We start from the raw sequence: 13162 nt of genomic DNA, 5'->3' as shown, positions 1-13162 counted from the left end.
AATCGGCTCCTTTAGCGAAAACTGTGAATGTCGCCGCGTTCGGCGTCGCCCAGATACAAGGCGAAATCCCCGGTCTGAACCTCGCGTGCAAAGCGGGTCATCATGTGGTGAATGCCTTGGGTGGCGAAGGTCAGGTTGGGCAGGTTCGCAACCGGTACCCACTGGGCATTCGCAGATGCGCAGGGCTGATCTGCTGACGCCAGGAAAAACGTATATTGCAGCTTGGTCTCGGCGTCATTGAACGACGAATAGACCTGTTCGATCCGCGCATGGATACCGCGTTCCGACAAACCCTGCGCCAGCCTGTTCCGTTGACCACCAGTCTCAGCACCCGAGACTTGAACCGGGCGAAACGCAGCGCCATGGCATTCCAGAAGCACTTGGTCGCCAGCTGTAATAATCGCACCGCAAACCGTCGGGACTTTGGCGTCCATCTCGGCCTCAAGACCCAGGCTGAAATACGATCCGCCCACATAGCCCAATCCGTCGCCCGCAACGTGTGAGAATTCAAGCACACGGCCCATCAGGATGGTATGATCGCCTGCCGGAATGGCCTGATGGGTTTCGCAACAAAACTGCGCTACCGCTCCGTCAATCAGCGGCAAGTCATGCTCGCCGTTATGATGGGGAATTTTCGCGAACCGGTCGCCTTTATACCCTGCAAAAGTGTTCGAAACCTCTTGCTGACCTTCAGCCAGAATGTTGACGGCGAAATGACGGCAATCGGTGAACACTTCATAGCTGGACAGGAACTTGCCTGGGCACACCAGCAGCAGCGGCGGGTCTAGAGACACCGAGGAAAACGAGTTTGCCGTGAATCCAACCGGCACGCCATTTTCATCGCGGGTGGTCACCACTGTCACGCCGGTCATGAAGCTGCCAAAGGCATCGCGCAGGGCGCGTGGGTCCAACGTGGTCATGTCAGGCACTCCTGAACAAAGGGCAACAGCGTGGCGTTGATCTGCGCCGCATGGGTCATCGGCATCATGTGTGCTGCACCGGGGATGATCTCTGCCCGCCCCTTTGGTGCAAGGCTGGCCATCTGTAGCGACATAACGGGGGTCGAGTTCGGCTCATCCGCGCCGGTCACAAACATGGCCGGACATGTAACCGCAGCCAACTGCGCTTCGGTCGGGCCGTCGCTTTCGGCAAAGACCGTATAGGCCGCCTTATAGGCGCGTGGATCGACCTCTTGCAGCCATCGCGCGCAGGCATCGCGTTCCGCTGATGCACTCTCTGCAAACCACCGGCGCAGAGTGACCGAGGCGTCGTTCGGTTGCTGCGCATCAAGCGCTTGAGCCCGCGACAAGACCGCTTGTCGGGCCGCGTCTGACCTTTTGTAAATGGCGTTCAGAGCCACAACCCCTTTGACATTTCGATTGTCCGAGGCCGTTATTTGCGTCGCAATCAGCGCACCCATCGAATGCCCGATCAGCACCGCAGGCTCGTTCAACAACGCGGCAATCGGCGCGGCGTAGCTATTCAGTCCACTTGGCGCGGCAAAAGCCGTTTCCCCGTGACCCAGTATGTCCGGGCAAACCACGCGATACCCAGCAGAAACCAAAGGCTCGATCTGCCCGCCCCACGCTTCGGCCCGCAGACCGACACCGTGCAACAGCACGACCAGAGGCCCCTCGCCCACGTCAATCGCGGCAAGATCGTCGAACTTAGACCGAGGCCGGGTTGTCCACGTCATGACCCAAATCCTTCAAGTCCTGATAACGATCCCCAATCCGATGGTGCGGACGCCCCGTCGTCGCGCCGCCCAGCACAATCACAACCTCATCAGCACGCGGTGCGTCGGGAATGGCGAATTGCAGCGTCAGATAATGCGACCGGCGACCGGCATCGTTCTTGTCCATCAAAGGCACCATGATCGGTGCGTTGGCTGGCCCTCGGGTATTGGTGAAAGACAGGTAGGATTTCGCCCCAACCGCCTGCCGGAAATGATTACCGAAATGCAGCGTGTGGATCAGGCCCGAGGCATGCTCGACCTCTCCGTCCAGCCCGACAACAGCCGCCTTACCATAGGCTTCGATTGCATCGCCGCTGCCAGCCAACGCAATCATTCGTCCGGTCAGTTCCTCACCTAAAACAGGGGCAAAGCTCAGAATCTCAGGCCTCAGGTCCTCGACATAGCGTCCGGCCCACGGGTTGGTGACCACAGCCGCCACCGCGAACATCCGCCATGGGAGGTCTGCCTTGCGAAACCCTTCAACCAGAACCTCTTCGTCGTAGGTCACGATTTTTCGAATATTTGGCTGCACAAACGCCCCCTTTGATTGATTGGCAAACTATCCTCGGCCAGGGGCTGCTTTGACAAACGAAAGAACTTTGGTCTTAGGTATTAGTGACTCTAATATGTAGGTTACAAATGCCCAAAACCCTGCCCCCGCTCACGTGGTTCAGATCGTTCGAAGCCGCCGCACGACGGCTCAGTTCCACCGCAGCCGCTGACGAGATCGGCCTGACGCAATCCGCCGTCAGCCAACAAATCAGATCGCTGGAAACGCGGTTGGGTGTGGTGTTGTTTCACCGCCACGCGCGCGGCCTGTCGTTGACCGACGAGGGCCGCAAGCTGCTGCCACAGGTCGAAGCCGCGCTGGAGATGCTGCACTCGGCGGCGTCACCGTATCTGGCCGAGGAACGCGCGCGTCACCTTACCGTTGCGGCGTCGGTCAGCGTGCTGGAATGGGTGATATCCCCCGCATTGCCGCAATTCCGGTCGCGAAACCCGGACACATCCGTCCGTTTTGTCAGCACGATCTGGCCGGACGAATACTCGGCCTCTCGCGCGGACATCGAAATACGGTTCGGATCTGCAAAACAGGTGGGTCGGGACGCAACCGAACTGTTGCCCAATGACTTGATCGCGGTGAAATCTCCCCAGTTGGACGGCGACTTGCCGGACCTGCCGTTGATCGAGGCGGTCGGCACATCCGGCAATTGGTCGTCCTGGTCCGAGGCAACTGGGTACACAATCCCAATCCCCACCTTCTACGTGGATTCTTACGGTCTCGCTCTACAACTCGCCACCACTGGAAACGGGGTGGCTTTGGTCAACGCTTTGGTCGCGGAACACGCATTGCGCACCGGTCAGGTCATACGTGCCACCGAAGCCTCGGCCCCCGCAACCGAAGGGTATTTTCTGGCGGCCCAACGCCGCTCGCCCGAGGTAGACGCATTTCTGGAGTGGTTTTCCGGCGCACTACCTGAGGTAAGTCGCATTTAACGTCTGATTCAAACAAGTGGATGTCGCATCTGAGGATATCCACAGGCCTTATTTTAGTGAATTCTGGCGAAAAAGGTCCGATTCATGCGATATTCCGGCTTCCGAGTCATCAAAGAGGCGCTCACCGGCCACAAAGGGTGGAAACCGGTCTGGCGTGAGCCCGAACCCAAGGCGCATTACGACATCATCGTCATCGGCGGTGGTGGTCATGGGCTGGCAACAGCGCACTACCTGTCCAAGGTCTATGGTCAGCGCAATGTGGCGGTGGTCGAAAAAGGTTGGATCGGCGGCGGCAATGTGGGGCGGAACACGACGATTGTGCGCTCGAACTATATGCTGGACGGGAATGAACCGTTCTACGAGTTCTCAATGAAGCTGTGGGAAGGGCTTGAACAGGACCTGAACTACAACGCGATGATGAGCCAGCGCGGGATCATCAACCTGTTCCACACCGACGGTCAGCGAGATGCTTATACGCGGCGCGGCAATGCGATGATCCTGAACGGTGCGGACGCTGAACTGTTGGACGCTGATCAGGTTCGTAAGGAACATCCCTATCTGAATTTCGACGATGCCCGCTTTCCGATCAAAGGCGGCTTGGTTCAGCGCCGCGCGGGTACTGCTCGTCATGACGCGGTGGCATGGGGGTTTGCGCGATCGGCTGACCTGCACGGCGTCGACATCATCCAGAATTGCGAGGTCACAGGCCTGCGGATTGAGAATGGCAAATGCCTGGGCGTTGAAACGACTAAGGGCTTCATCGGCGCGAACAAAGTGGGCTGTGCGGTTGCGGGCAGTTCCGGCCGCGTGATGGGAATGGCCGGAATGCGATTGCCCATCGAGAGCCACGTTTTGCAGGCGTTTGTGTCCGAGGGTCTGAAACCAGTTCTGCCCAGTGTCATCACCTTTGGCGCGGGCCATTTCTATGTCAGCCAATCCGATAAGGGAGGGCTGGTCTTTGGCGGTGATATCGACGGCTATAACACCTATGCCCAACGCGGCAACTTGCCCGTGGTCGAGGATGTTTGTGAAGGCGGCGTGGCCCTGATGCCCATGATCGGCCGCGCCCGCCTGTTGCGAATGTGGGGCGGTGTGATGGACATGTCGATGGATGGCTCGCCCATCATCGACCGTACCCCGGTCGAGGGGCTCTATTTCAACGGCGGTTGGTGTTACGGCGGGTTCAAGGCAACCCCGGCCTCAGGCCATTGCTTTGCGCATCTTTTGGCGAAGGACGAGCCGCACCCGGTCGCCACCGCCTACCGCCTCGACCGGTTCCAGACAGGCCGGATGATCGACGAAAAAGGCGTGGGCAACCAGCCCAATCTGCACTGAGGGGACTGTACAATGATTATCAACCATCCCCTTTTGGGTCCGCGCGATGCCTCGGAGTTCACATATCTGGGTGATGCCTCACTGATCGATCGCCCGGACTGGCAGGCCGAGAACGCATCCGAGGCATTCTATGAATACGGCTACCTGCGAAACAACCCAGCCGGCGAGCATCAAGAGCTATGGTATCACGAGGCCGGAGACCGATCCTGGCTGGTCGTAACGCGCAACACGCTGACGCATGAGATTTCAAAGGTGGAACTGGCCCGTGACGTGGCCCGCGCACGGGGGCGATCCAAATGACGCAGACAAACCGGCTGAATGGCGGCCAGATCGACCGCAACACCTCTTTGTCCTTCAAATTTGACGGGCGCAGCTATACTGCGCATCCCGGCGATACTCTGGCCTCGGCCTTGCTGGCCAACGATGTGCGGCTGATCGGGCGGTCGTTCAAATACCATCGCCCGCGCGGGCTGCTGACCGCCGGGTCTGAAGAACCCAACGGCATGGTCGAACTGCGCACCGGTGCCCGCAAGGAACCCAACACCCGCGCCACAACAATTGAAATGTTCGACGGGCTTGAGGCGAAGTCGCAGAACCGCTGGCCCAACCTGAAATTCGACGCGCTGGCCGTGAACGATATGTTCTCGAACTTCCTGTCGGCAGGGTTTTACTACAAGACCTTCATGTGGCCTGCCGCGTTCTGGGAAAAGCTCTACGAACCGATGATCCGCCGCGCCGCCGGTTTGGGATCGCTGTCGCAAGAGGCTGACCCGGATGAATATGACAAAGGGTTCCGTCACTGCGATCTGCTGATCATCGGCGCTGGACCCTCTGGCCTGATGGCTGCCCTGACCGCAGGACGTGCCGGGGCAGACGTTATTCTGGCGGATGAGGATTTCACCCTTGGCGGACGTCTAAACAGCGAGACCTATGCGCTGGGTGACCACAGCGCCCCGGACTGGGCGGCTCAAGCGATTGCAGAGCTATCGTCTTTGCCCAACGTCAGGCTTATGCCGCGCACCACAGTCATCGGCGCGTTTGACCATGGCGTCTATGGCGCAGTGGAACGGACTGGGGATCATTTAGCCACCCTACCAGTGGGCAAACCCCGTCAGATTCTATGGCGTATTTACACTCCAAAAGCTCTGCTTTGTGCCGGAGCCACGGAGCGCCCCATCGCGTTCGAAAACAACGACCGGCCCGGCATCATGATGGCCAGCGCATTGCGAACCTATGCCAACCGGTTCGCTGCCACCGCGTCGCAACGTGTGGCGATCTTTACCAACAATGATGACGGCCATCGCACCGCAGCCGATCTGCATGCCATGGGCGTCACAATCACTGCCGTCGTAGATGTGCGCGAGGACGCACCTACCTGCTATGACTATGAGGTCCTGAAAGGCGCACAAGTCATTGATACCAAAGGCCGCCACGGGCTGACCTTTGTCGAAGTCGCTGTGGCTGACGGCTCAACCCGTACTCTGGAAAGCGGGGCGCTGGGCGTGTCCGGCGGCTGGAACCCGAACGTGCATATGACATGTCACCAGCGCGGTCGCCCGGTCTGGGATGACGCTTTGGCCGCCTTTGTGCCCGGAGAAAACCTGCCCGTCGGCCTGTCGGTTGCTGGTGCCGCAAACGGGGTGATGTCGACACATGGCGCCCTGCAATCCGGAGCGGAAGGCGCGGCCAACGCGCTGGAACTGACAGGTGTCCTGCCCGACTTGCCCGAAGCCGAGGATTCTCCGATCTCGCAAACGCCATTCTGGTATGTGCAAGGATGCAAGCGCGCCTGGGTGGATCAGCAGAACGACGTAACCGTTAAGGACGTCAAGCTCAGCTATCAGGAAGGGTTCCGATCAGTTGAGCACCTGAAACGCTATACCACGCTGGGCATGGCAACGGATCAGGGCAAGACCTCGAATATCACTGGACTTGCGATCATGGCCGAGGTGGCTGGCAAGTCGATCCCCGAGGTCGGAACCACCATCTTCCGCCCGCCTTACACGCCCGTGCCGATTGGCACTTTCGCGGGTCGGATGAAGGGGCAGGAATTTCACCCGACCCGCCTGACGCCCTCGCACTATTGGGCCAAGGAACGCGGCGCCGTGTTTGTCGAGGTTGGCAACTGGCTGCGTGCGCAGTGGTTCCCCCTGCCTGGTGAAACCCATTGGCGGCAGTCCGTGGATCGTGAGGTACGCCAAACCCGCGCCTCGGTCGGGGTGTGCGATTGTACGACACTGGGCAAGATCGACGTGCAGGGCACCGATGCGGCCGAGTTTCTGAACCGCATCTACGCCAATGGCTTCGCAAAGCTGGCCGTAGGAAAAACCCGGTACGGACTGATGCTGCGCGAAGACGGGATGGTCATGGATGACGGCACCGCCGCGCGGATGGCCGAGGATCACTTCGTCGTAACCACAACCACGGCGAACGCCGTAAGTGTCTACCGCCACATGGAATTTGCGCGCCAGTGCCTGTATCCGGACATGGATGTGCAATTGATTTCAACCACCGAAGCCTGGGCACAGTACGCCGTGGCCGGCCCCAATTCGCGCAAACTGCTGCAAAAGATCGTGGACCCTGAGTTCGATCTTTCAAACGACGCCTTCCCGTTCATGGCCTGTGGCAACGTCACCGTCTGCGGTGGGTTACGGGCGCGGCTGTTCCGAATCTCGTTCTCAGGCGAGTTGGCCTACGAAATCGCGGTGCCCTCACGTTATGGCGACGCGCTGATGCGGCGGTTGATGGCCGAGGGTGAGGAATTTGACGTGGTGCCATACGGCACCGAAGCGCTGGGCGTGATGCGGGTCGAAAAAGGCCATGCCGCAGGAAGTGAACTTAACGGCACCACCACGGCACTGAACCTTGGCTTGGGCAAAATGGTGTCAAAGAAGAAAGACAGCATCGGTTCGGTCCTGTCCGAACGCGAGGCTCTGGTCGAGCCGGATGTCCTGCGACTTGTCGGGATCAAACCTCTGCAACCCGAAGATAAGGTCACAGCAGGCGGACATCTGATGAACAGCGAAGGCCCAGTCGATGCGGCGCATGATCAAGGGTATGTGACCTCGGCTGTCTACTCGCCGATCCTCAACAGCAATATCGGTCTGGGTCTTGTGAAAAACGGGGCCGAGCGGCTGGGCGAGAAAATGCGTCTGGTCTCACCCCTGACTGACCTGACTGTCGAGGTGGAACTTGTCTCGGCCCATTTCGTCGACCCTGAAGGAGAGCGTCTACGTGCATGATCTTGTTGCGATAACCGCCCTGGGCGGGACTGACCCACACGTGGACACCGTCGGAGGTGTCGCATGTACCGAAGTGCCCGGCGTGGCACTGGCCTCGGTCGCGGCCCGGATGGGGCAGGAAGACAAAACCGCCACTTCTCTGGCCAAGTTGATCGATGCCCCCACCCCCGATATTGGTCGCTGGGCGGGTACAACGATCAGCGCGTTCTGGGCCGGCCCCGATCAATTGATGATTGAGGCCCCCTTTGACACCCACGAAGCGCTTGCCGAACAGGTCAAAACCGCCATGGGAGATGCCGCCTCGGTCACCGAGCAAACGGACGGCTGGACCCGGTTCGACCTGAACGGAGATCATATTCCTGCGGTTCTGGAACTCCTGTGCCAGCTTGATCTGCGCAAGCTTGACCCAGGCAGCGCGGCGCGCTGTTCGATCCATCATATCGGTTGTTTTGTTCTGTGCCGAACACCCGAGAGTTTCAGTTTCTACGGTCCACGATCCTCGGCCGGTTCACTGCATCATGCCCTTTTGACAGCGATGCGCTCGGCACTTTGATCCATCGGTCAGACCGACGGGAGCGGCGCGTTATCTTCAACGCGAAAACGGTTGATTCTGCGGCGGTCTTCGCTGGGGCTGAGCCCGAAGGCCGCCCGATAATGCGTCACCAGAGGCGCGACCGAACCGTACCCGACGGCTGAGGCGATCTGGGGGATCGGGTCTTTGGTATAAACCACCATCTGCCGCGCAGCTTTCATACGCATGGCGCGGTAATAGTGGCTGGGGCTTTGACTGGTTGCCTGTTTGAAAGCCCGTTCGATCTGTCGGGGCGTCACCCCCATCCGCTGCGCCACCTCTGCCACGGAAATTGGCTCGCTCATATGCGCAGCGAACAACGCAACACTGCGGGAAACCAGAGGCGGCAGGTTATCGCCCGTGTCGGGCGCAGTTGCTCTGGGCACCTGCTGTTGCACACCGGCGCCGCGCATCATCGGGTGCTGGAACCAACAGGCGACTTCATGTGCTACGTCCCCACCCAGCCTATCCTGAATAAGATGCAATGCCAGATCAAACCCTGCCGCCGCGCCCGAAACGGTTGTTCGACTGGCATCTCTGACGATCACTTCACTGCGGGCATCCATGTCAGGGAATTCCGCTTCGAACGCGGCCTCATAACACCAATGAACCGACACCGGATGACCTTGCATGACACCCGACCTAACCAACGGAAAAACACCGGCGCTGATCCCGCCCAGAACCGTCCCGTGGCGGCCTAGACTGCGCAGGGCACCGTTGCCAAAACTCGGGTTGTCGAAGACCGAAGTCGGACTGCTGAGAAGGAAAACAATATCAATGTCCTTGCAGGCTGCCAGAGATCGCTCGGCTTCGAATCCGACACCTGCGCTGGATTGGACCTTTTGGCCATTCTCGGAAATCAGCGACCAGAGGAACGCTTCTTGCCCCGCGATTTCATTGGCCGCCCGCAGCGGCTCGATCACTGAGGTCAGGCAAGCCATGGGAAAGCCATCAAACAGCAAAAAGCCGATCTCGATTCTGTTTTCAGTCCGCATGGACCTGTCCTAGCAGGAAATCCGCCGCTGCCCTAAGCGAAGTTTCAAGCCCAGCGGATCAACCCGATGATGGCTGATGTTGCGTAAAACCCCTGTAGCAATAGAAATGTCCAGCGACGATCGATCACAGCCCAGGCTGCGAACAGACCCGACGACAATAGCAGAAGCGTAAAACCCAACAGCTCCGCCCCGATATTCGAAGCGATCAGCAAGGCATAGGCCATCGCCAACACGGACCCGGTGATTTCAAACACCGTAGTCAGATTGCGACGCGAGGTTTCGAGTTTTTCCATGCTTCACCCCTGTCCTGTCATGCGGTTTATCGGAGCGGGCTCAGTGATAAAAAATGTCATTTTGGGCCTTTGATGTTTTGTCTTTTCCTGTGACTAGACCAAGGTTATCATGTGACTCAAATGAATGATTGTCATTCGATGATCGTATATTGTCATATGGCGACACATGAACGAACGTCTGGAAATTGACGCCCTGCGCGCCTTGCTGGCCATTGCGGCACATGGTGGCGTGACCCGCGCGGCAGAACATCTGGCGTTGTCTCAATCTGCGGTCAGCCACAAAATTCGTCGGCTAGAGCAGACGTTGGATTGTAACTTGCTGGCCCGCCGCGCCGGTGGCCCCTTGTTTACCGAAGCCGGTCAACGGCTGTGCAACTATGCACGCCGGATCACCGATTTGCATGACGAAGCGTTGTCATCTTTGGGCAAGAAACCTCTGACCGGAACCATCCGCCTGGGCATGACCGAGGACACCGCCACAAGCGACATCGCCCGAATAGTGGGTCGTTTCACGCGGTTGTACCCTGACATTCGTGTCCGCACCCGCACCAGTCAAAGCCTAAACGTGCAGACTTGGTTGAAAGCCGGAGAGCTGGATGTGGCGGTGATGCAAATCTTTCGTCAGGACATTCTACCTGACGATTTGATCCTGTTTGAAGACACGCTGCACTGGGTCAAATCGCCGGAATTTCACTTGGATTTATCCACACCCGTGCCATTTCTCTCCTTCGATAGCCAATGTTTTTATAAACAATGGGGCATGGGACGAAAGCTGCACCAGTTCGATAACGTTCTGGAGTGCCCGAGTGCGGCGGGCATCCAATCGGCGGTGCGGTCGGGTTTGGGTGTTGCATTGTTGAACGGTATGCACATCACTTCGGACATGGAAATCATCGACAAGCTATTCCCTGTCCCGCCCCGTATCGCCTTTGTCGCGCGCACGCATCTAAAGCGCCGAAACCCGGCTGCAATAGCACTCATTCAGGAAATCCGCAAAGAGGTTGAGACCACGATGCCAGCGACCGGCGCAGGCTAAGTTAACTGGCCCCGAGATTGAACGCTTTGGACATACGTTCCCGGCGGCGTTCGATCGACTTGTGAAACGCCAACTTGCTGAACAAAACAAGCGGGAACATCACCCGTTCACCTAGCCCGTCGATGATGACCAGCTTTCCGCCGCGTTCCTGCGCGCGGACGATGTTTTCAAACCCCATGTCACCGACAATGATCTGCCCTTTTTTGAGATCGTCCATCAGTTCCATGAACTCATCATGCAGCCGTTGGCGCGCCTCCCTGTCCGACGCAACCGCACGCTTTTCGGATTGCAGGGTCGGCGCAAGCCCACCATCTGAACCGGTCAGTTTTTCAACCACCAATGCCGGGCCTTTCGACGTCGGCGCATACCCCATGAACCGCGCGAGGCGTTCGATTTCCGGGCAGCCGCGATTCAACGCGGCCAGATATTCGTTCGCTTCTCGATTCCACTGCCGCAGATTGCCATAGCGCCATGCCGCATATCGCGGAATCGTATGATGTCGAATAGGTTCATCCACCCGAACTTTCAACAACGCGCCTTCAATTTCAGGGTGTTGGAAAATCTTGTAGTTGCGGCTTTCGCGCAGCGGGGTGTGACCGCTTAGGTCAATCATGTCTGTCAGGTCCCAATCATGAGAAACGTGCGCCGCAGGGGCACTTAGTGCTAAAATTAGTGCCCTTCATAGGGCGTTCTGATTTCCGTGACAATTCACCTTTGTTTCAGCCTGAACTAGCGATGACGCTTCCTGAACCTGTTTGATCAACCAGTTCCGAACCGCCTCGGCGACCATTGCCTGTCTGGGCGTGCGTTGGGTGACGACGTGGTACCCCTCTTGCACCGGGGTCGCAAAAGAAACGGGATGGCACAAGCGCCCGGCCTCAAGGTCCCCAGCGACAAATTCCCGGTTGGCCAGCGCGATGCCCTGCCCGGCGATTGCTGCATCGATGGCCAGCGAAGTCTGGCTGAACGCCATGGTCTTTAGCCCGGATACAGGCACCTCTCCCAAAGCGGCCTCCAGAAACAGGGGCCACTGGCCATGGGTGTCTTCGAGCAGAACATGGTTGATCAGGTCTGCAGGCGACTGAATGGGGCTATGCCCTGACGCGAGATCAGGATGGCAGACAGCGATCAACTCTGCAGAAAACAAAGGCACGGAGACCAATCCCGGACCAAACGGTGGCTTACCCTGCCGGATCGCGATATCGACCCCGTCCGTCTGGAAATTCGCCAGCGTGTTCGACGCATCCAGACGTAGCCGGATATCGGGATGATCCTGTGCGAAATACCCCAATCTCGGCACCAGCCACCGTGTAGCAAAAGAAGGGGTTGAACTGATCGTGGCAACAACGTCTTGCGGTGATAAGTTCTCCGTTGCCTCGGCCATCATATCAAAAGCGCGACGGATCGGTGCAAGGTAAGCCCGACCCTCATCAGTCAGGGACAGTCCTCTGGCCTGCCTGTGGAACAGTTTGATTTGCAATATTTCCTCAAGCGACCGCACCTGTTGGGCCACAGCGCCTTGCGTGACGCCCAACTCATCAGCGGCCCGGCTGAAGTTCAGATGGCGCCCGGACGCTTCAAAAGCCTTTAACGCGTTCAAGGGGGGTAAATTACGCATGGTTAGGGATTCAACACGATAGATTTTCTACAAGGTTAAGGCAGAATTACTGATTGGTCAAACGCCACCGCTGACGCCATTTTTCATCCTAAGTAGACACAATGAGGTGCAACATGTCGGACAACAAAGTCTCAATCATCATGGGCGGCGGCAGCGGCATGGGCGCGGAAAGCGCCCGTCGTTTGGCAGCTGATGGGTTCAACGTCGCCATCCTGTCATCATCGGGTAAAGGCGAAGCTTTGGCGACTGAATTGGGCGGCATCGGCTTGACCGGCACCAACAGATCCAGCGCAGACATGCAAAGGTTGGTGGACATGACCATGGACCGCTGGGGTCGCGTTGATGTGTTGGTGAATTCAGCTGGTCACGGCCCCCGCGCCCCGGTTCTTGAGATCAGTGATGACGACTGGCACGAAGGGCTTGAGGTCTATTTCCTCAACGCGGTAAGGGCCGCGCGGATCATCACCCCGATCATGATCGACCAAAAGTCCGGAGCAATCATCAACATCTCGACCTTCGCGGCGTTCGAACCCGACCCGGTGTTTCCAACGTCTGGTGTGATGCGGGCGGGTCTGGCAGCCTACACCAAATTGTTCGCAGACAAACATGCGACTGACAATGTGCGCATGAACAACGTGCTGCCGGGCTTCATTGACAGCCTGCCGGAAAACCCGGACTGGAAGGCCCGCATCCCGATGGAACGATATGGCAAGGCCTATGACGAAATCGCGGCGACAGTAGCTTTTCTAGCGTCGGGCGGTGGAGCATATATCACCGGCCAGAACATCCGAGTAGACGGTGGGCTGACACGGTCGGTGTAACACCAGCGAACGCCCTGCC

General features: G+C 58.4%; 14 protein-coding genes. 7 read left to right on the top strand and 7 right to left on the bottom strand.

Going from position 1 to position 13162, the window contains the following annotated elements; translation table 11 throughout:
* Nucleotides 1-11: 11 nt before the first annotated feature.
* Genes ACR3EP_RS04020 through ACR3EP_RS04010 form a run of 3 tightly spaced genes read right to left on the bottom strand, consistent with a single transcriptional unit; the run spans nt 12 to nt 2267 of the window.
* Entirely contained in the window at nt 12-920 is a 909-nt protein-coding gene (locus ACR3EP_RS04020) for a flavin reductase family protein (protein ID WP_480636449.1), read from the bottom strand.
* Nucleotides 917-1696 (bottom strand): alpha/beta fold hydrolase, encoded by a 780-nt coding sequence (locus tag ACR3EP_RS04015; RefSeq protein WP_480636447.1) that lies wholly within the window; start codon nt 1694-1696, stop codon nt 917-919. Before ACR3EP_RS04015 ends, ACR3EP_RS04020 begins: the two co-directional genes overlap by 4 nt.
* Nucleotides 1668-2267: an amino acid synthesis family protein gene (locus tag ACR3EP_RS04010; RefSeq protein WP_480636446.1), complete on the bottom strand. Its 600-nt coding sequence runs from the start codon at nt 2265-2267 to the stop codon at nt 1668-1670. The genes ACR3EP_RS04015 and ACR3EP_RS04010 overlap by 29 nt, the downstream gene beginning before the upstream one ends.
* Nucleotides 2268-2374: 107 nt before the next feature.
* Here ACR3EP_RS04010 and ACR3EP_RS04005 point away from each other — a divergent pair, with 107 nt between their 5' ends.
* The 5 genes from ACR3EP_RS04005 to ACR3EP_RS03985 all read left to right on the top strand — a co-directional run bounded on the left by ACR3EP_RS04005 (nt 2375) and on the right by ACR3EP_RS03985 (nt 8362).
* The gene (locus ACR3EP_RS04005; RefSeq protein WP_480636444.1) at nt 2375-3232 is read left to right on the top strand and encodes a LysR family transcriptional regulator; all 858 of its coding nucleotides are present in this window, start codon (nt 2375-2377) and stop codon (nt 3230-3232) included.
* 84 nt (nt 3233-3316) lie between these two features.
* A complete protein-coding gene (locus ACR3EP_RS04000) occupies nt 3317-4567 on the top strand; it encodes a sarcosine oxidase subunit beta family protein (protein ID WP_170348499.1) in 1251 nt (416 codons plus the stop codon).
* Between the two features lie 12 nt (nt 4568-4579).
* Nucleotides 4580-4867 carry a sarcosine oxidase subunit delta gene (locus ACR3EP_RS03995; RefSeq protein ID WP_480636442.1) on the top strand — a complete coding sequence of 96 codons (288 nt, stop codon included), beginning with the start codon at nt 4580-4582 and terminating at the stop codon, nt 4865-4867.
* Nucleotides 4864-7809, top strand: coding sequence for a sarcosine oxidase subunit alpha family protein (locus ACR3EP_RS03990; RefSeq protein ID WP_480636441.1), 2946 nt, complete (start codon nt 4864-4866; stop codon nt 7807-7809). Before ACR3EP_RS03995 ends, ACR3EP_RS03990 begins: the two co-directional genes overlap by 4 nt.
* A complete protein-coding gene (locus tag ACR3EP_RS03985) occupies nt 7802-8362 on the top strand; it encodes a sarcosine oxidase subunit gamma (RefSeq protein WP_480636439.1) in 561 nt (186 codons plus the stop codon). Before ACR3EP_RS03990 ends, ACR3EP_RS03985 begins: the two co-directional genes overlap by 8 nt.
* 8 nt (nt 8363-8370) lie before the next feature.
* Here ACR3EP_RS03985 and ACR3EP_RS03980 read toward each other — a convergent pair whose 3' ends face one another.
* Together ACR3EP_RS03980 and ACR3EP_RS03975 are read right to left on the bottom strand one after the other, a co-directional pair.
* Nucleotides 8371-9375: a GlxA family transcriptional regulator gene (locus ACR3EP_RS03980; protein ID WP_480636437.1), complete on the bottom strand. Its 1005-nt coding sequence runs from the start codon at nt 9373-9375 to the stop codon at nt 8371-8373.
* Between the two features lie 44 nt (nt 9376-9419).
* Entirely contained in the window at nt 9420-9668 is a 249-nt protein-coding gene (locus ACR3EP_RS03975; RefSeq protein ID WP_170348495.1) for a hypothetical protein, read from the bottom strand.
* A gap of 166 nt (nt 9669-9834) precedes the next feature.
* On the opposite strand from ACR3EP_RS03975, the gene ACR3EP_RS03970 reads away from it, so the two are divergent.
* Nucleotides 9835-10704: a LysR family transcriptional regulator gene (locus tag ACR3EP_RS03970; protein WP_480636435.1), complete on the top strand. Its 870-nt coding sequence runs from the start codon at nt 9835-9837 to the stop codon at nt 10702-10704.
* A 1-nt stretch (nt 10705) separates the two neighbouring features.
* Here the strand turns inward: ACR3EP_RS03970 and ACR3EP_RS03965 are convergent, their stop codons facing one another.
* Complete coding sequence (locus ACR3EP_RS03965; protein WP_480636433.1) at nt 10706-11317, bottom strand: YrbL family protein; 612 nt, start codon at nt 11315-11317, stop codon at nt 10706-10708.
* 66 nt (nt 11318-11383) lie between these two features.
* Nucleotides 11384-12322 carry a transcriptional regulator GcvA gene (gcvA, locus tag ACR3EP_RS03960; protein WP_480636431.1) on the bottom strand — a complete coding sequence of 313 codons (939 nt, stop codon included), beginning with the start codon at nt 12320-12322 and terminating at the stop codon, nt 11384-11386.
* Between the two features lie 113 nt (nt 12323-12435).
* Here gcvA and ACR3EP_RS03955 point away from each other — a divergent pair, with 113 nt between their 5' ends.
* On the top strand, nt 12436-13143 hold the full coding sequence (locus ACR3EP_RS03955) for an SDR family oxidoreductase (RefSeq protein ID WP_480636429.1): 708 nt from the start codon (nt 12436-12438) through the stop codon (nt 13141-13143).
* The last annotated feature ends 19 nt before the right edge of the window (nt 13144-13162 follow it).

The organism is Ruegeria sp. BB10 (assembly GCF_056535725.1).
Note: the sequence above shows the minus strand (reverse complement) of the source record. Positions and strands in the feature narration are given on the sequence as shown.

What these genes read in the sequence shown, in the direction of transcription:
- ACR3EP_RS04015 (WP_480636447.1), bottom strand. Translation starts at nt 1,696, where the DNA reads ATGACGTGGACAACCCGGCCTCGGTCTAAGTTCGACGATCTTGCCGCG.
- ACR3EP_RS03975 (WP_170348495.1), bottom strand. Translation starts at nt 9,668, where the DNA reads ATGGAAAAACTCGAAACCTCGCGTCGCAATCTGACTACGGTGTTTGAA.
- ACR3EP_RS04020 (WP_480636449.1), bottom strand. Translation starts at nt 920, where the DNA reads ATGACCACGTTGGACCCACGCGCCCTGCGCGATGCCTTTGGCAGCTTC.
- ACR3EP_RS04000 (WP_170348499.1), top strand. Translation starts at nt 3,317, where the DNA reads ATGCGATATTCCGGCTTCCGAGTCATCAAAGAGGCGCTCACCGGCCAC.
- ACR3EP_RS03955 (WP_480636429.1), top strand. Translation starts at nt 12,436, where the DNA reads ATGTCGGACAACAAAGTCTCAATCATCATGGGCGGCGGCAGCGGCATG.
- ACR3EP_RS03990 (WP_480636441.1), top strand. Translation starts at nt 4,864, where the DNA reads ATGACGCAGACAAACCGGCTGAATGGCGGCCAGATCGACCGCAACACC.
- ACR3EP_RS03970 (WP_480636435.1), top strand. Translation starts at nt 9,835, where the DNA reads ATGAACGAACGTCTGGAAATTGACGCCCTGCGCGCCTTGCTGGCCATT.
- ACR3EP_RS03980 (WP_480636437.1), bottom strand. Translation starts at nt 9,375, where the DNA reads ATGCGGACTGAAAACAGAATCGAGATCGGCTTTTTGCTGTTTGATGGC.
- gcvA (WP_480636431.1), bottom strand. Translation starts at nt 12,322, where the DNA reads ATGCGTAATTTACCCCCCTTGAACGCGTTAAAGGCTTTTGAAGCGTCC.
- ACR3EP_RS03995 (WP_480636442.1), top strand. Translation starts at nt 4,580, where the DNA reads ATGATTATCAACCATCCCCTTTTGGGTCCGCGCGATGCCTCGGAGTTC.
- ACR3EP_RS03965 (WP_480636433.1), bottom strand. Translation starts at nt 11,317, where the DNA reads ATGATTGACCTAAGCGGTCACACCCCGCTGCGCGAAAGCCGCAACTAC.
- ACR3EP_RS04005 (WP_480636444.1), top strand. Translation starts at nt 2,375, where the DNA reads ATGCCCAAAACCCTGCCCCCGCTCACGTGGTTCAGATCGTTCGAAGCC.